The sequence below is a fragment of the Paenibacillus sp. YN15 genome, from assembly GCF_003285005.1.
Taxonomy (GTDB): domain Bacteria; phylum Bacillota; class Bacilli; order Paenibacillales; family NBRC-103111; genus Paenibacillus_AR.
Genome location: NZ_QMFA01000006.1, coordinates 120912 through 137723, shown reverse-complemented (window position 1 = coordinate 137723; position 16812 = coordinate 120912). Strand labels below are relative to the sequence as shown.

The following is a 16812-nucleotide window of genomic DNA, read 5'->3' as shown; positions in this document are numbered from 1 at the left end:
CGTTTTTCCGCCTAATAACGGATTCTGTGTCCGCTTAGCTCTCCGAACCTGCACGCCTCCCGGCATCATCCATGCCGGACAGCAAAAAAGGGCGTTTAGCAGGAAAACCTCCCGTAAACGCCCTTCATTCCAGCCGGACCGCCTAAACGGCCGGCTTCATTTTAATACGCCCGGCCGAAGACCACCGTATGCTTGGCCTCCTTGCCGCAGCAGATGCAGGTGGTTTTGGTGACGGGCGGCTGGAACGGAATATTCCGGCTGGTTGCGCCGGTCTCTTCCTTCACCTTGGCCTCGCAGTCGGCCGATCCGCACCAGCCCGCATAGGCAAAGCCGCGCTTCTCGTCCAGGAAGGCCTTAAACTCATCCATGGTGTCCACATCGGTCATATGCTCGTCCCGGAACTGGCGGGCCTTCTCCAGCATGGAGGTGTGAATCTCCTCCAGCATGGCTTGTACCTCCGATACGAAGTCCTCCTGGCGGATCACCTTCTTCTCGCCGCTGACCCGGGATACCAGCACCATTTGGCCGGCTTCCAGATCACGGGGGCCCAGCTCCACGCGGATAGGCACGCCGCGCATTTCATATTCGTTGAACTTCCAGCCGGGGCTTTGACCCTCGCGGTCATCCACCTTCACCCGCACGCCGGCCTTCTTCAGCTCCGCATACAGCTCGTTGACCTTGGCGATAACAGGCTCTCTGGTTTTGGGCGGCCCGATGGGAATCATGATGACCTGAGTCGGGGCCACCTTGGGGGGCAGCACCAAGCCTCTGTCATCGCCGTGGACCATAATCAGCGCGCCGATGAGACGGGTGCTTGTGCCCCAGGAGGTGGTGTGGCAGAATTGATGCTGGTTTTCCCGGTCCAGATACTTGATGTCGAAGGCAACGGCGAAGTTGGTGCCCAGATAGTGGGAGGTTCCCGCCTGCACCGCTTTGCCGTCCTTCATCATGGCTTCGATGGAGTAGGTGTCCACTGCTCCGGCAAACTTCTCCGAAGGCGTTTTCTGTCCGGTGATTACCGGCATGGCCAGGAAATTTTCGGCGAAGTCGCGGTAAATTTCCAGCATCTGCATGGTTTCGCGGCGGGCATCCGCCTCGTCCTCGTGGGCGGTGTGGCCCTCCTGCCACAGGAATTCGCTGGTGCGCAGGAACGGCTGGGTCCGCTTCTCCCAACGGACCACATTGGCCCATTGGTTGATAAGCAGCGGCAGATCGCGGTAGGAATTGATCCATTCCGAGTACATATGGCCGAACATGGTTTCGGAGGTGGGCCGGACGGCGAGACGCTCCTCCAGCTTCTCCCCCGCCGCTTCCGTCACCCAGGGCAGCTCCGGATTGAAGCCCTCCACATGCTCCTTCTCCTTCTGGAAGAAGCTCTCCGGGATAAACAGCGGGAAATAGGCGTTGCGGTGGCCGGTTTCCTTAAAGCGGCTGTCCATCTCCTTCTGAATGTTCTCCCAGATTTCATAGCTCTCCGGCTTGAACACAATGCAGCCCCGAACCGGCGCATAGCTCATGAGATCGGCCTTTTTGATCACATCGATATACCAGCGGGAGAAATCCTCGCTTTGGGGAGTGATCTCCTTGACAAACTGCTTTTCCTTGGACATGTGCTAAAAACCCTCCAATTTTATCCCTGTATCAATCGTACAATATCGTTGTACGTCACGGCAATCATCAGCAGCATCAGCATGGCGAAGCCGATAAAATGGACCATGCTCTCCCGGCTGGGGTCCACCGGGCGGCCCCGGACGGCCTCAATACCTAAGAACAAGAGGCGGCTGCCGTCCAATGCGGGGATGGGCAGCAGGTTGAAGATCCCCAGGTTAATGCTCAGGAAGGCGGTCAGCGAAATCATCGAGCTTAAGCCCGCCTGGGCGAAATCGCTGGAAATTTGCACGATCCGCACAGGTCCGCCCAGATCATCCATTTTGAACTGGCCGAAAATCATTTGCTTGAAGCCCAAGAGAATATTCTTGGTCATAAATACCGTATTGTCCCAGGCGCCGGTTATGGCCTCCACAGGGTTGACATTGCGCTTGTCAAACCCAAGCTCCACGCCCACCCGGACAGTTCCGTCGATGTCCACCGGAGTGACGGTTTTCTGCATCTGCTCCTTGTTGCGCTCAATAATCCAGAGCATGGGCTGATCCTTGGAGCTCTTGATCAGCTGGGACAGCTGGTTCTGATCCTTGCCGATGGGCGTATGGTTGACCTCCAGCACAATATCTCCCTGCATCAGACCGGCTGCCGCCGCAGGTTTGCCCGGTTCAATTTTGCCCAGCTTCACATTGGTCGGCATGCCGTTCATCACCATCACAATCAGAAACAGCACAAAGGCCAGAATAAAGTTCATGGCCGGACCGGCAAAAATGGACAAAGCCCGTTTGCCCACGCTTTTGCCGCCGAACTGGCGGTTCCAGGGCGCAATCTGGGTTTCCTTGCCCCGGGCTACCATCACGGCATCCTCGGCAACGGCGAAGCGCACCGGCTCTCCTTCCACGAGCAGCCGGACAAACAGCTCCCGCTCCAGGTCAATGCTTTCAATTTCCCCCTGGATTACGTTGGAGCGCTGGTCCAGCTGATCCAGGAACAGATGGGTGACCACCTCGTCCTTCAGCCGCACCCCGATGGTTTGGCCGGGATTGGCCTGTACAATCTCCGGGTCTTCCCCGGCCATACGGACGTAGCCGCCAATGGGCAGAATCCGCAGCGTATAGGTGGTTTCGCCTTTTTTGTACGAAAACAGCTTGGGCCCGAAGCCGATGGCAAATTCCCGGACCAGAATCCCCGCCCGTTTGGCGAAGTAAAAATGCCCCCACTCATGCAGGGTAACCAGCACGAAGAACATCAGCACGATCTGAAGACCGATTTGTATATTGGACAACATCGATTCCCCCTTAGTTGGTAAAAGCAAGCTCCTTAAATAAAGAGTACCATTAAGACCGAGGGCAATACAAGCCGACTGCCCTTCCGGTCCGGTAGCCCGCTTTTGATACCTAAGCATATGCCGTTTCGGGGGAGGCTTATTCACTTGGATGAATCAGATGCCCGAAGCAATTTGTCTCGCTTGCCTGTCAGCCAGCAGAATCTCTTCCAGCTCCGGATGGGACACGGTCCGGTGGGCGTCCAGCGCCATGGCAATCCGGTCCTCAATCTCCAGGAATTCAATCCTGCCCTGCAAAAACAGAGCCACCGCCGCTTCATTGGCGGCGCTGAACACAGTGGGGGCCGTACCCCCGGCTCTTCCGCATTCATACGCCATAGCCAGGCAAGGATACCGCTCCATATCCATGGCGCGGAAATTCAGCCTGCCGATTTCCGCGAGCCGCAAGGGCTCGGCCGGCGTCGGCTTCCGCTGGGGATACGTGAGGGCATATTGAATGGGCACCCGCATATCCGGATTTCCCAGCTGCGCCATCACGCTTCTGTCCCGGAACTCCACCATGGAATGGATGACGCTCTCCGGATGGAGGATCACTTCAATCCGGTCATAGTCCATGCCGAACAGCCAATGGGCTTCAATAACCTCCAGCCCCTTATTGACCATGGTGGCCGAGTCGATGGTGATCTTGGCGCCCATGGACCAGTTAGGGTGGCGCAAGGCTTCCTCCACCGTGACCCCTGCCAGCTCGGCCCGGGTACGGTCCCGGAAGGAGCCGCCGGAGGCGGTAATGATCAGCTTATGTATATCCCGAGGGGATTCCCCGTTCAGACATTGGAAGATGGCGGAATGTTCGCTGTCGATAGGCAGCAGGGACACGCCCCGCTTGCGGGCCAGCTCGCAAACCAGATGCCCCGCGGACACAAGGGTCTCTTTATTGGCCAAGCCGATGCTCTTGCCCGCATCGATGGCGGCCAAGGTGGGCTTCAGCCCAACGCTGCCCACAACTGCCGTCACCACCAATTCGGCCTCCGTCCCTGCCGCCGCCTCCACCAGCCCTTCATCGCCGTAAACCACCTTGACGCCGGGGCCTGCCGCGGCTTCCACTTCCTCCGCCAGCTGGCGGCTGGATACACAAACCAGCTTGGGCTTGAAGGCGTGGATCTGCTTAAGCAGCAAAGTCAGATTGCTTCCGGCCGCCAGCGCCTCCACCTGATAGGAGTCGGGATCATGGGCGATCACATCCAATGTCTGTGTGCCAATGGAGCCGGTAGAGCCCAGCACCGCGATGCGTTTTCTCATGGCTGCACGTCCTTTGCTTCTTATTGCGGAATAAGGGAAATCAGGCAGAGGAACGGGAACACAATCAGCCAGCTGTCCACCCGGTCCAGAATGCCGCCGTGTCCCGGCAGGATGGTGCCCGTATCCTTGATGCCCTTCACCCGCTTGTAGGCGGACTGGATCAAATCCCCCATTTGGCCAACGGCTGCAGCCAGAATGCCGATCCCTGCCGCTCTGCCCAAGCCAAGTGTAGCCGGAGCAAAGAAATGGAAGGCCAGCGCCACCGCTACGGCAAGCAGCAATCCGCCAACAGCCCCCTCGATGGTCTTCTTGGGGCTGATGGTGGGCCACATGGGCGTTTTGCCGAAGGCCACACCGGCGAAATAAGCACCCGCATCCGAAGCCCAGATGCACAAAAAGGTCAAGAGCGTCCAGAACAGGCCATCTGTCTCGATCCAGCGGGATGACACCATATAATGAAATCCGAAGCCGATATAGATGATGCCCACGAATACAACCGCGGCGTGGTCAATGGTCACCTTGTTTTTGGAGACCACCGTAACCGCCAGCAGCACAAACAGGATCAGCCATACAAAGGATTCCGCAGGCAAGCCGAAGCCGATCCGGTCCGTCTCCCAGGGAATAACCAGGCAAATCGTAGCCGCCATACCGAAAAACCGGGTGAAGTGCTGCTTCTGCAGCCCGTTCATCCGGATAAATTCATCAAAGCCGATGATGGCCATAAGCAGCACCAGTCCCAAAAACCAATAACCGCCCAGCGCCAGCATGGCAACAAAAGCTCCCCCGGCCAATACGCCGGTGATTATCCGCTGTTTCAAGCCGATACCTCCATTGGGTCACAGGCCGCCATAACGTCTTGACCTTCTCTGAAACTCATGCACCGCCTCGAAGAACTGCTTCTCCCCAAAATCCGGCCAGTACAAGGGCGAGAAATACAGCTCCGTATAGGCCATCTGCCACAGCATAAAATTGGAGAGGCGCAGCTCCCCGCTGGTACGGATCAGAAGATCCGGGTCCGGCAGATCGGAGGTCAGCAGGCAGGATTGGATGGTGTCCTCCTGAATCTCCTCCACCGGAAGAGCGCCACTCCTGACCCGCTCCGCCACTTCTCTGACAGCGATCAGCATTTCACTGCGTCCGCCGTAGTTAAGGGCAAAATTGAGAATCAGACCCGAATTGTTCCGCGTGCGGGTTTCCGCTTCCTCCAGCGCGGCCAGTGTATGAGCAGGCAAACCCTCCCGGATTCCGGTCATGCGGACCTGCACATTCTTCTCCACCAGCTCGTCTAGCTCAATGGACAGAAACTCCTGGGGAAGCTTCATCAGAAAGTCCACTTCCTCCTGGGGTCTGGTCCAGTTTTCCGTCGAGAAGGCATACATGGTCAATACTTTGACGCCAAGGTCGTCCGCGGCAATGGTAGCCCGTTTAACCGCCTTCATGCCGCTATGGTGTCCGGCGATGCGGGGAAGTCCGCGCTGCTTGGCCCACCGCCCGTTGCCGTCCATGATGACTGCAACATGCCGGGGGACCTGGCCCTGGAGAAGCGCTTCTCTTGTGATCTCTCCGTGAGCCGCCTCCTCGGTTTTTCCCTTTCTGAACAAATGAAACATGTCATCTCCCCCGGCACACATGTTTTGGCCGATTTGGCCGAACAGCCCCTTTAGGTAAAAGGGGCTGTTGTGTTACACTTCCATGATTTCCTTTTCCTTGGCTGCCAAAACCTTCTCGATTTCAGCCACGTACTTGTCGGTTTGCTTCTGGATATCCTCCTGGTGGCGGCGGGACTCGTCTTCCGGCATTCCCGTTTTCTCCAGCTTCTTGATATCGTCATTGGCGTCGCGGCGGATGTTGCGGATGGCAACCTTGGCCTCTTCCCCATATTTTTTGATCAGCTTCACCAGCTCCTGGCGGCGCTCCTCAGTCAAAGCGGGAATGACCAGGCGGATGCTGTTTCCGTCGTTGGAGGGCGTCAGGCCCAGATCCGATTTCATGATGGCCTTTTCAATGGCGCTCATGACCGATTTGTCCCAGGGCTGAATCATCAGGGTCCGGGAGTCCGGCAGGGTAATGTTGCCCAATTGGTTGACTGGCGTCATGGCCCCGTAATACTCCACTTGAATCCGGTCCAGAAGGCTGGTGGTGGCACGCCCGGCACGCAGGGAAGCCAGCTCCTTCTTCAGGGATGATACTGCCTTTTCCATACGTTCTTCGGCGTTTTTCTTAATGGATTGCGCCATCTATTCTACACTCCCTTTTACTATGGTGCCGATTTTCTCACCGAGCACCACGCGTTTGATATTGCCGTTTTCCGTAATCGAGAAAACAATCAATGGAATGTTATTGTCTTTGCAAAGAGAGGAAGCGGTGGAATCCATTACTCCCAGGTTTTTGTTCAGTACATCCAGATAAGTCAGGGTCTCATACTTCACTGCAGTGGCATCCTTGAACGGATCGGCGGAATAAACCCCGTCCACCTTGTTCTTGGCCATCAGGATCACCTCGGCCTCAATCTCCGCCGCGCGCAAGGCTGCGGTGGTATCGGTGGAGAAATACGGATTGCCTGTTCCTGCGGCAAAGATCACCACCCGGCCTTTTTCCAAATGACGGATGGCTCTCCGTCTGATATAAGGTTCTGCCACCTGCTGCATGGTGATGGAAGATTGCACACGCGTCGGCACGCCGGCATTCTCCAGAGCGTCCTGCAAAGCCAGCGCGTTCATGACCGTAGCCAACATCCCCATGTAATCGGCGGTGGCTCTGTCGATGCCCCTTGCACTGCCTGCAATGCCGCGCCAGATATTGCCGCCGCCAACCACGATGGCAACCTCAACGCCCAGCACATGAACAGCCTTCACCTGCTCCGCAATGGACACGATGGTTTGGGAATCGATCCCATATCCCGCTTGACCAGACAGCGCTTCTCCGCTAAGCTTCAATACGATTCTTTTGAATACTGGCTCTTCCAATCCTGTCAACCTCCATATACCCGATTCTTTCCAATTCACTTGTGCAAAAAAAGGGGAAAAGCCGCAGCTGTTCCCATTTTTCATTTCTGAAACTTGCAAAAAAGAAGGAACACCAATCGTGTTCCGTCTTTTTTGCAGGTTATCCGCCGCAGTCTTATTGCTTCACTTGCGCCATAACTTCTTCTACGAAGTTGTCTTGCTTCTTCTCCAGGCCTTCGCCCAGCTCATAACGGACAAAACGGCGGATGGAGATGTTTTCGCCGATGGCGGCGATCTTTTCCTTCAGAAGAGTGTCGATGGTCTTGTCCGGGTCCTTGATGAAGGATTGCTCCATCAGGCAGAACTCTTCATAATACTTGTTGATGCGGCCTTCCACCATGCGGTCAACGATTTTCTCCGGCTTGCCTTCGTTGAGGGCTTGAGCGCGGAGAATTTCCTTTTCCTTCTCCAGTTCTTCGGTAGACACCTCTTCACGGCGCACATACCGCGGGCTGGCAGCGGCGATTTGCATGGCGATGTCGCGGGCAAACTCGCGGAATTGCTCGGTTTTGCCGACGAAGTCGGTTTCGCAGTTGATTTCAACCAGCACGCCGATCCGGCCGCCTGCATGGATGTAAGCTTCAACTACGCCCTCAGTGGCTACACGGCCGCCCTTCTTGGCGGCAGCGGCAAGGCCCTTCTCGCGGAGAAGCTCAGCCGCTCTTTCAATGTTGCCTTCGGCTTCGTCCAGCGCTTTTTTGCAATCCAGCATACCCGCGCCTGTTTTTTCGCGCAATTCTTTTACTGCGGAAGCAGAAACTGCCATATAGTTGACCTCCTGAAAGTATTCGTCCCTGAACCGGGAGTCGAATTGATGTTGTGCTTTTGGTAACTTTCCCGAAAAAAAGGGGTGGTGATAGGTTATTACACCTTCAACCCACCCCTGGTTATGTTGCCGTTTGGTTATATCACTGCTTACGCAGTTGTTTGTTCGCCTTGATGAGCTTCGATAACGGCATCGGCAATCTTGGCTGTCAGCAGCTTGACTGCGCGGATGGCGTCGTCGTTGCCGGGAATCACATAGTCGATTTCGTCCGGATCGCAGTTGGTGTCCACGATGCCAACGATCGGGATACCCAGCTTGCGCGCTTCGGCTACGGCAATGCGTTCCTTGCGGGGGTCGATTACGAACAGTGCGCTCGGCAGACCCTTCATGTTCTTGATGCCGCCCAGGAATTTCTCCAGGCGCTCCATTTCCTTGCGAAGGATGATAACTTCCTTCTTCGGCAGCACGTCGAAGGTGCCGTCCTGCTCCCAACGCTCCAGCTCATGCAGGCGGTCGATCCGCTTTTGGATGGTGGAGAAGTTGGTGAGGGTACCGCCCAACCAGCGTTGGTTGATGTAGTACATGCCGCTGCGCTCAGCTTCTTCCTTAACGGAATCCTGAGCTTGCTTCTTGGTGCCTACGAACAGGAAAGTGCCGCCTTCTGCTGCGACAGACTTAACGAAGTTGTAAGCTTCCTCGACCTTCTTGACTGTCTTTTGCAGGTCGATAATGTAAATGCCGTTTCTTTCGGTGAAGATGTATTTATCCATTTTCGGGTTCCAACGACGGGTTTGGTGACCGAAGTGTACCCCAGCTTCCAGAAGCTGTTTCATGGAGATAACTGCCATCCTCACACACCTCCTCACAATTTGGTTTTTAGTGTCCCTCCGCCAGCTTCATCTCCACGGAAAAGCTCTGTTTAAAGAGCACCGTTCCCGGGATTCGCCAGCGTGTGTTTTTTAACACCGCTAATAAATATAGCACAACCTGACAATGGATGCAACTGTCGAATAGTGGCCCCAAAATGTACAAAAAACCCCGCTTGCCTCCGAAAGAGACAGCGGGGTGTGTCAGGCGGGAGGAATCGTTGTCAAACGGTCCACCACATCCTGGATATTGTGGCCCGCCGTAAAGCTGTACAGCCCGGAGCGGATTTTGGTATTCAGCTGGCTGGCGCGCAAGGCTTCATCAAAGGCCTGTCTGTCCGTAATGACACCGCTGCGGAACAGGTAGTCGGACACCATGGAGGCGGACATGCCTTCCGTAATCAATACGGCAATCTCCTTGGCCGGCGCAGCCTGGACTTTTGCTGCCTCCTCCGCCCTGGCAGCGGCCACGGCCTTGGCCACCGCATCGTCCAGCTCATTTTGCTTGTAGAGCTTGACGCCTTTGTCATAGACCTGGAGGTTCAGGGTATCCGCCTTCTCCCGCACCAGCTGGGCGGTCAGCTGCGGCGACGGCGAAGGCGTGCCGATGTCCTGAAGCGGCGGCGCAACCGTTCCTTTGGCCGAAATCATCAGCTGCAGAAGCAGTGCGCCCGCGATTATGCCGGTGCCCAGTCCATATTGGAACGGCCTATTTTTTCGCAATTGCCTCTTCCTCCTGTAGGGCCAACTGGATGATCAGATTGACCTCTCCCTTATTGAGACCGCACTTGCGGGCAATATAATCCACCGATTTCCCTTCATCGTGCAGCCGCAGCACTTCCTCATACCGGCCGCGGATTCCCGCAATCGGCTTCGGCGGCTCCTCCGGAACCGGAGCAGGCTCGGGCTGGAGGGGCTGCGGCGGCGGCGCAGGGGCTGCCGCTCTTGCCTGAGCTTGCCCCGCGTTTTCCGCCGTCATCAGGACAAGACGCTTCCAGTCCTGGCGCTCCTGGTGAAACTCCTGCTCCAGCCGTTCCATCCGCTCGGTCATTTTTTGCAGGGAAAGATTGTGGTTCTCCTTCATATGGGCAATGGTGTCCAGCAGCTTCTTGTTGTCTTCCTCCAGCTCCGCCAGGAAACCCTCCATGGTTTCCTCCACCTCCTGCATGATCTGCGGGGCTTCGGAAGAGGCTTGCTTCTTCGGTTTGGCAAACACAAAGGAGAACACGAGTATGCATAATCCGATCAGAACAACATATATGTAGGGCTCATTCATCAACCATCACTTCCGATTCTTCCGGCCCGTACGCCGGGATTTCACAGGGACACATCCACATGATGGCCCTTGTAGGGATGCTCCGGCAGGGCCGGAGGCTGGCCGGGGGAGTCAGAGGCTCCATGAGCCGTCTGGGAGGCAGCGGCCTGCTGCCGCTTTTTCTCCTCCCGCCTGTCGCGGATTTCCGATTTGTCCGTTTCCTTCAACCCCTCGGCCCGCTTCCGGGAGCCCTCCGTCAACCGCTGCTGCACTGCCGCCAACGCCATTTGATCCACCTGGGGCTTCTGCTGAATTTCCCGTTGAAGCTGGCCCGCATCGGCATTCTTATGTACGGCGAATGACATATCTACAGCTTTGAAGCTCATTATTCTCCCCCTTCCGCGCTAAAAGTTGCTTGTTGTTACAATATCCCCGCTTTCCATTTTGAAGCATACATGCGAGGCGGGGTCCTTGATGAACCGGGTAAACCGCCCGATGACCACCTTCGCTCCGCCGTAAATGGTCGAAGTGACCATCACTGCTGCCTTATCCGTATCCTCCAAGGATTTTTCAATCACCAGAATTTCGTCCTTAATGACGGACATGGCCTCCACCAGCTGCTTGCGGGTATGGACCAGCTTGATCCGCATGGCGAGACGCTCGGGATTCAGCTGCCCGTTGGCAGCCATTTGGTCCAGGAGCACCAGAGCCTTTACCGTCTTGTCCATATTCTCCATATGCTCCCGCAAGCTTTGGCGCAGCTGCATCAGCTTGTTCCGCAGCTCCGGAGCCACCCCGACTTCGATAGCGGTTACAGTAGACATGGAATTGCCCACAGTCCGGGCCACTACCTTTTCACCGGCCTGAATGGTGCCCCCCACAATAAGCCCTTTGGTGCCTTGGCAAACCACGGAGCGGCCGGCGCGCACGGAGGAGTGCATGATGCTTTGGGAAACGATGACGTCCTCCCCCGCCTCCACAATGCCATCCTGGATAAACGAGCTTTTGATGGTTTTTCCGGCTTTGACGCTGCCCTTGTTCTGGCCGAGAATTCCGCCGCTAATTTCAATGGCCCCCTCCGCCTCCAGCTCCGCCGCCTCCACGCCGCCGCTTACCCGGATGTCTCCCGCGGCGCGGATCTTAAAGCCGGGCTGCACATTCCCGCGGATCACCACAGAGCCGATAAAATTAATATTGCCAACATTGAAGTCCACATCCCCGTTCACTTCATAGATGGGGAATACATTGATTTTGTCCCGGTCCGTCTTGACCACAACGCCGTCAATGGCCGCGTAAATGCCGCTCTGCTCGGCATCGGTAATGACGTTTTTCCCCAGCTTGAAGCGGATCTCCTTGCCGGTGCGGGCATACAGCGGCTCCCCGGTTACAGCCCTGCCGTTTCTGCCCTCTTCCGCGGGAATGCGCCTGGCGATAATCTGGCCTTTTTGAATATTGTTAATGGATGTAACCTCTTTATAATTAACAGTCCCATCCTCACGTTCCATGGGTCTTTTTGTTTTCGCATCCAGATCGAAGACCCAATCCATATAACCGTCCTTGCCGTCCACCGGCAAATCGCCCTCGGCAACCACTGTTTTCTGCCCGATGAAGGGGGCAGCATCCTTTGCGATCTGCTCCAGTACAGCCTGATCGATGCCGTAAACAATATGGTTGTTTTTCAGAAGATCTTCCAACTGGGACAGCGTACACGAAAATCCCTGCTCCACGTTTGTAAAATGAACAAACGCTTTCAGCTTATCATTGGACACCGTCAGGTTGACGTAATATTCCAAAGGCAGGACCTGCTCATCCATCATCGCACCTTCTTCCAACACTCATGAATTCTGCATTAATTGTTCCTTGTACCGGCTTAAGGCACCCCGCAACCGGAGAATTGCTTTGGAATGAAGCTGGGAAATGCGGGAAGGCGAAAGAGACATGACCTCAGCGATTTCGCTTAGGGACAGATCTTCGAAGTAAAAGAGGGAAACCACTGTCCGTTCTTTTTCCGTCAGACGTTCAATGGATTTGGCCAGCATTTCCTTGAGGAACACCTCATTGACGGTATCCTCCGGCTTCGCGGCCCGCTCGTCAATCAGCAAGGAAAGGCGGGTCTCCGCTTCCTCATCCCGGATGGGATCATCGAAGGAGCCGATGGTGGTGACGGCAATGTCCTGAAGCATCTGCTGGAATTCGGGAATGGAAATCTGAAGATGCGCGCTCATTTCCTCATCGGAAACAGAACGCAAATATTGCTGCTCCAGCTTTTGGTATGCGTCTTCTATCCTTTTGGCTTTCTCCCGCACAGAGCGGGGAACCCAATCCCCCTGCCGCAAGCCATCGATAACAGCGCCGCGGATTCGCCAGGAGGCATAGGTCTCAAACTGCAATCCCCGCAGGTAATCGAACTTCTCCACGGCATCGATGAGACCGAGAATGCCGTAGCTGTTCAAATCTTCCTTGGACACATTCCGGGGAAGCCCGATGGCTAACCGGTTGCTGACGAATTCCACCAGCGGCAGGAAGAGCTCAATCAGTTCCTTTTTGGCTTCAACCTTGCCTTCTTCCTTCCACAGGCGCCACAGCTCCATATGGGAAATTTTGGATGTTTTATGCTCCATCAAGGTCAAGGTTCACCACCTCATTTATCAGTCATTTGGCGCAATGCCTTTACAGCATCCGCTACCTGCCGTTCCCCCAGATCGGTGGACAGCTTGGGCGGATTAAGCGGCGCAAATCCGGTATCCGCTTCTGTCTGGGACAAAACAGGCGCATCATCCGGCGTGGCCAGGTCAATCATTGTGCCTCTTATGTCTTCCTCCCGCGCCAGCTCCCGGGAAACGGCTTCCGCCGCCGAATCCGGGGTCTGGGCGGACTGCGCGACGAGCCCCAGCAGCCAGCGCGCCAGAAACGTAATCAGAAAAAGAAAGATAAAGCTGTACAGGCTCTGAATGAACGCCGTCTTCAAGATATTATGCGGCATGGATAGGGCCAGGGTGCCCGCAAAGCCGATCAATCCTGTCACAAGGTTCCATTTCACATTTCCGGCCATGGCTATATTTCCTTTACTCCGTGTTGTACACTCCGGATCATCAGGCCTCCGGTTGTGCAATTAAATTCAATCGTCCGGCCGTAGTTGCCGCCGGTATCCTCCGCCAGCAGCGGAATCCGGTACCGGGTCAGCATTTCTTTGCAGGATTCCACATTCCGCGGGCCGATCCGCATGGTATCGCTGTTGTTGGAGAAGGCGAACATTTGCGCGCCGCCGGCCATTTTTGCTTCCATCCGGCTGAGGGCGGCTCCCAGCTTTTCCATCCGGGCAATCATGTCGGGAAGCGCCGTATCCGCATATTTGGCAATGTTCAGGTTTCCTTCCTTGGCGATATCCGAAGACGGCAGCATCACATGGGCCATGCCGGCGATTTTGGTTTTCGCATCGTACAGGGTGACGCCGACACAGGAGCCGAGGCCCGTCGTCTTCAGAATGCCTGTCAAAACGGCCACGTTCAAGTCTGCCATTCCAACCTTGATTATTCCGTCTTGGGTCATTCGTGAGGCACTCCCAACGCTGCAAAAATTCTGTCAAAGGACTCGGGATCGGGAATCAGGAAAAAATGTCCCTCCACTTCATCTTTGCCCTCCAGGAATGCCGTATCGATCAACAATGCATGGTCTCCCATTTCCCCGTACTGCAAAAGTCCGTAGGTGAGGATCGCGCCGGCCATATCAATGGCCAGGGAAGGCACTGTCGGCTGCATATTGAGATTGGTAAAATCCGCAAGAGAAGAAAGATAAGACCCTGCCAGAATATTGCCGATTTCATTAAGTGCGGAAAGCTCCATTTCCGAATAAAATTCCTCGTTGTCCACATCTATGCCAACGATCTTCCGCAGGAGCCGCTTGGCGGACTCCTGCGTCAGGATGAAAAACATGTTGCCGGGGGTTTCCCCGTCAATCCGCAAGAAAATGGCTACAACCACCTGTTCGATACCGCCGACGCTTTCGGCAATTTCCTCAAAGGGCACAATCCGCACCTTGGGAACCATCATGTCCACAGGCTTGTCCAGCAATTTGGCGAGGGCGGTAGCTGCATGGCCTGCACCGATATTTCCAACTTCCCTCAGAACATCCAGCTGCAAATCGGCAAAAGGCCTGAAATCACCCACTTATTCCGCCCCCTCCAATTCTTCCAACTTGATGATTTCGCTCTTGTTGAGAACCTCCTGCAGGTTCAGAAGGACCAGAAGACGTTCGCCAAGCTTGGCTACTCCCTGCAAATACTTGGCTCTGACGCCTCCCACAATCTCCGGCGGGTCCTGGATGGCATCGCTGTCCAGATCAATAACATCATTGGCGGAGTCGACAATCAGTCCTACCTCCATGTCGTTGACGGCAATGATGACAATCCGGGAATTATCGGTATATTCCCGTTCCGGAAGCCCGAAGCGGCCGCGGAGATCGATGACCGGCACAACTACGCCGCGGAGATTGATGACTCCTTTGACGAATGTATAGGTTTTGGGCACCCGCGTCATGGGCATCATGCGTTCGATGGTTTTGACCTTCTCCACTTCTACGCCGTATTCCTCGTCGGCCAGCGCAAACACAATAACCTTCAATTCAGCTCCCATGCCTCTTCCTCCTAATTGTACCCCTATTTGATAAGTGCATTGGTATCCAGAATGAGGGCAACCTGCCCGTCTCCCAAAATCGTGGCGCCCGATATGGCAAACACGTTGCTCAGGTATTTGCCCAGATTTTTAAGCACAATCTCCTGCTGGCCAATAAGCTCGGAAACACTTAACGCCGCCATCTTGTCGCCTTTTTTGATGATGACAATTTCCGTCTCGTCCTGGGACCGCTGCCCGTTGTTCGGCACCTGGTAAATCTGCTCCAGGGAAACCAGCGGAATTACCGCATTCCGGTAATCCAGGAAAGGCGCGCCCTGGAGATTACGGATGGCTTCCTTGCGGATAGCCGCCGTTTCCACGATAGAAGACAGCGGAATCGCGTATTTCTCGTCATTCACCCGGATCAGCATGGCCGAGATAATGGACAGGGTCAGCGGAAGCTGTACGGAGAACTTGGTGCCCTTGCCGGGTTTGGATTCTACCGTAACCACGCCGCCCAAGGATTCAATCTTGGTCTTCACCACATCAAGCCCGACGCCGCGGCCGGAAATGTCGGAGATTTTGTCCGCGGTGCTGAAGCCGGAGGCGAACAAGAGAGCCGCCACTTCGTCATCCGTCATCCGTTCCGCCTGATCCTCGCGGACGATATTCTTCTTGATGGCGGTTTGCAGAACCTTCTGGCGGTTGATGCCCCGCCCGTCATCCTCAATCTCGATGAACACATGGTTGCCGCTGTGGAAGGCCCGCAGCCACACCGTGCCGGTCTCGGCTTTGCCTGCTGCCAAACGGTCATCGATAGGCTCCACGCCGTGGTCGATGGAGTTGCGCAGCAGATGCACCAGCGGATCGCCGATTTCATCCACGACGGTCCGGTCAAGCTCCGTATCGGCGCCGGTGATCACCAGATCCACCTTTTTGTTCAGGGATTTGGCCACGTCCCGCACCATCCGCGGAAATCTGTTGAAGACCGTATCCACCGGCACCATCCGCAGCTTCAGCACAATGTTTTGCAGATCGCTGCTGACCCGGGCCATATGCTCCACGGTTTCGGTAAGATCCTGGCGGCGGATTTCACTGGCCAGCTGCTCCAGCCTCACCCGGTCGATGAGCATTTCGCTGAACAGGTTCATCAGCAGGTCCAAACGGTCGATATCTACCCGGATGGTCCGGTTGGCCACCGGCAGATGTCCGGTTTTGGCCGCCTGAGCCTGAGTCTGGGCCGGAGGCGCCGGATGCGCCTCCGGGCCGGATTGCGCAGCCGCCGGTGCGGCTGGTTTTTCGGAGGCGGCCGGAGCTGCGGCCGGCTTCTCCTGCTTCTGTTCCTTTAATTCCTTGAGGCTTTCCAGATCGAAGGGGATAGACTTGACGGAATCGATTTCCGACACATTTCCGATCATGGTTTCCAGTTCGGCTTGAGGCAATCGGGTCACATAGAATACGGAAAAGACTCTGTCGAATTTCTCCTGTTCGATATCCTGAATGGAGGGAACGGATTTGATCACCTCGCCGTTCTGCTCGAACAGATCGAACACCATATAAGCCCGCGCCGCTTTCAGCACGCAATCCTCCCTCACGCCCACCTCGATGAAATAGGCGTTATGTCCCGTGGAGACGGATTGCACCAGCACGGAGTATTGGAACTCGTCGATCTGCATGGCCGACGAGCCGCCTCCCGCGGCCGCCGGGGCCGGCGCTGCGGAAGCCGCGGGCTGTTTTTCATAGTCTCCGGTGACAATGGATTTCAGGGACTTCACAATGTCGGACACATCCGCCTGGCCGGTGCCGCCTTCGATAATGTCGTTGACCATGGTCTCCAGAGCATCGGTACTTTTGAAGAGGCAATCAAAAATGAAGGGATTCATGGAGAGCTTGTCATTTCGCACCAGATCCAGCACATTCTCCATCTCGTGGGTCAGCTTGGCCAGATCCTCAAAGCCCATGGTAGCGGACATGCCCTTCAATGTATGGGCCGACCGGAAGATCACCTGGACAATGCCGATGTCCTCTGGGCTTTGCTCCAGGGCGAGCAAGTTTTCATTGATCGCCTGAAGATGATCCTTTGATTCATCAATAAACATCGACAGATACTGATTCAGTTCCAAA

19 protein-coding genes are annotated in these 16812 nt (G+C 55.6%); all 19 read right to left on the bottom strand.

Annotation, left to right across the window (positions count from 1 at the left end; genetic code table 11):
- Nucleotides 1-161: 161 nt before the first annotated feature.
- A complete protein-coding gene (gene proS, locus DQG13_RS07545; RefSeq protein ID WP_113019141.1) occupies nt 162-1610 on the bottom strand; it encodes a proline--tRNA ligase in 1449 nt (482 codons plus the stop codon).
- A gap of 20 nt (nt 1611-1630) precedes the next feature.
- Nucleotides 1631-2887: an RIP metalloprotease RseP gene (gene rseP / locus DQG13_RS07540; RefSeq protein WP_113019240.1), complete on the bottom strand. Its 1257-nt coding sequence runs from the start codon at nt 2885-2887 to the stop codon at nt 1631-1633.
- A gap of 156 nt (nt 2888-3043) precedes the next feature.
- Nucleotides 3044-4186 (bottom strand): 1-deoxy-D-xylulose-5-phosphate reductoisomerase, encoded by a 1143-nt coding sequence (locus DQG13_RS07535; protein WP_113019140.1) that lies wholly within the window; start codon nt 4184-4186, stop codon nt 3044-3046.
- A 20-nt stretch (nt 4187-4206) separates the two neighbouring features.
- Nucleotides 4207-5004 carry a phosphatidate cytidylyltransferase gene (locus DQG13_RS07530; protein ID WP_113019139.1) on the bottom strand — a complete coding sequence of 266 codons (798 nt, stop codon included), beginning with the start codon at nt 5002-5004 and terminating at the stop codon, nt 4207-4209.
- An 18-nt stretch (nt 5005-5022) separates the two neighbouring features.
- Nucleotides 5023-5796 (bottom strand): undecaprenyl pyrophosphate synthase, encoded by a 774-nt coding sequence (locus DQG13_RS07525; RefSeq protein ID WP_113019138.1) that lies wholly within the window; start codon nt 5794-5796, stop codon nt 5023-5025.
- A gap of 72 nt (nt 5797-5868) precedes the next feature.
- Nucleotides 5869-6423, bottom strand: a complete 555-nt coding sequence (frr, locus tag DQG13_RS07520) for a ribosome recycling factor (RefSeq protein ID WP_113019137.1) — start codon at nt 6421-6423, stop codon at nt 5869-5871.
- Nucleotides 6424-7152 (bottom strand): UMP kinase, encoded by a 729-nt coding sequence (pyrH, locus tag DQG13_RS07515; RefSeq protein WP_113019136.1) that lies wholly within the window; start codon nt 7150-7152, stop codon nt 6424-6426.
- A gap of 154 nt (nt 7153-7306) precedes the next feature.
- Complete coding sequence (tsf, locus tag DQG13_RS07510; protein ID WP_113019135.1) at nt 7307-7957, bottom strand: translation elongation factor Ts; 651 nt, start codon at nt 7955-7957, stop codon at nt 7307-7309.
- Between the two features lie 149 nt (nt 7958-8106).
- A complete protein-coding gene (gene rpsB, locus DQG13_RS07505) occupies nt 8107-8805 on the bottom strand; it encodes a 30S ribosomal protein S2 (RefSeq protein WP_113019134.1) in 699 nt (232 codons plus the stop codon).
- A gap of 222 nt (nt 8806-9027) precedes the next feature.
- On the bottom strand, nt 9028-9546 hold the full coding sequence (locus tag DQG13_RS07500) for a hypothetical protein (protein WP_113019133.1): 519 nt from the start codon (nt 9544-9546) through the stop codon (nt 9028-9030).
- Nucleotides 9533-10099, bottom strand: coding sequence for a hypothetical protein (locus tag DQG13_RS07495; RefSeq protein ID WP_113019132.1), 567 nt, complete (start codon nt 10097-10099; stop codon nt 9533-9535). The genes DQG13_RS07500 and DQG13_RS07495 overlap by 14 nt, the downstream gene beginning before the upstream one ends.
- Nucleotides 10100-10140: 41 nt before the next feature.
- On the bottom strand, nt 10141-10464 hold the full coding sequence (locus DQG13_RS07490) for a hypothetical protein (protein ID WP_113019131.1): 324 nt from the start codon (nt 10462-10464) through the stop codon (nt 10141-10143).
- A gap of 18 nt (nt 10465-10482) precedes the next feature.
- The gene (locus DQG13_RS07485) at nt 10483-11892 is read right to left on the bottom strand and encodes a flagellar assembly protein A (protein ID WP_113019239.1); all 1410 of its coding nucleotides are present in this window, start codon (nt 11890-11892) and stop codon (nt 10483-10485) included.
- Between the two features lie 21 nt (nt 11893-11913).
- A complete protein-coding gene (locus DQG13_RS07480) occupies nt 11914-12669 on the bottom strand; it encodes a FliA/WhiG family RNA polymerase sigma factor (RefSeq protein WP_397333948.1) in 756 nt (251 codons plus the stop codon).
- Nucleotides 12670-12719: 50 nt separating this feature from the next.
- Entirely contained in the window at nt 12720-13130 is a 411-nt protein-coding gene (locus tag DQG13_RS07475; RefSeq protein WP_113019130.1) for a hypothetical protein, read from the bottom strand.
- Between the two features lie 2 nt (nt 13131-13132).
- The gene (locus DQG13_RS07470) at nt 13133-13627 is read right to left on the bottom strand and encodes a chemotaxis protein CheD (RefSeq protein ID WP_113019129.1); all 495 of its coding nucleotides are present in this window, start codon (nt 13625-13627) and stop codon (nt 13133-13135) included.
- Nucleotides 13624-14244, bottom strand: a complete 621-nt coding sequence (locus DQG13_RS07465; protein WP_113019128.1) for a chemotaxis protein CheC — start codon at nt 14242-14244, stop codon at nt 13624-13626. Before DQG13_RS07465 ends, DQG13_RS07470 begins: the two co-directional genes overlap by 4 nt.
- On the bottom strand, nt 14245-14709 hold the full coding sequence (locus DQG13_RS07460) for a chemotaxis protein CheW (RefSeq protein WP_113019127.1): 465 nt from the start codon (nt 14707-14709) through the stop codon (nt 14245-14247).
- A 23-nt stretch (nt 14710-14732) separates the two neighbouring features.
- Nucleotides 14733-16811, bottom strand: a complete 2079-nt coding sequence (locus tag DQG13_RS07455) for a chemotaxis protein CheA (RefSeq protein WP_113019126.1) — start codon at nt 16809-16811, stop codon at nt 14733-14735.
- Nucleotide 16812 lies beyond the last annotated feature (1 nt).